At 67.7% G+C, this 554-nt stretch carries 1 protein-coding gene; it reads right to left on the reverse strand.

The genetic code is table 11. The features are described 5' to 3' along the window. Positions 1 to 395, reverse strand: a 395-nt coding sequence (locus tag QT222_RS00045) for a DUF2797 domain-containing protein (protein WP_491475904.1), incomplete at its 3' end; no start/stop codon positions are given. Between the last annotated feature and the right edge of the window lie 159 nt (positions 396 to 554).

Raw genomic sequence — 554 nt, forward strand, 5'->3', positions numbered from 1 at the left:
CGGCCTTGGGGGGCAGCTCGGGTGTGCGCGGCGCGGCCCGCCCCCTGCCATCGAGGGGGGGTTTCGACCCGCCAGTGGCGCGTCACGCCGACTTTGAACGTGTTCGGGGCGAAGGCGGCGAGGTAGACGGCGTGGTCCTCGTAGCAGTCCATCTCGTCTTTCAGACACGTCCCCGTACACTTGGCGCAGACCCACGTGCTCCGGTGGTCCGGGCAGTACGGCGCGCCGTCGTTGTCACACGGGATGTGGCGGTCGTCGTGGATGGTTCCCGCGCAGTGGCGGTCTTCGAGACGGTAATCGAGTTCGGTGCCGGGGTCGAGGTCAACCGAGTCGATGCCGTCGCTCGTGCTCACGAACAGCGCGGGGGTTCCGGTATCGTAGCCGACGACCTGCACGCACCGGGGTACGAAGTCGCGGTAGAAAGGTGCCTCGCTCCCGGGTAGCGGAACGGTTCCGGGGAGGTGTCGAGACCTGCTGATTACTCGTACTCGACTCGCAGTTCGTCGTACAGCTCCTCAGCGGCGCGGCGGACGGCGTCGTCGCCGGAGTTGTCC

The organism is Haloferax sp. s1, assembly GCF_058382125.1.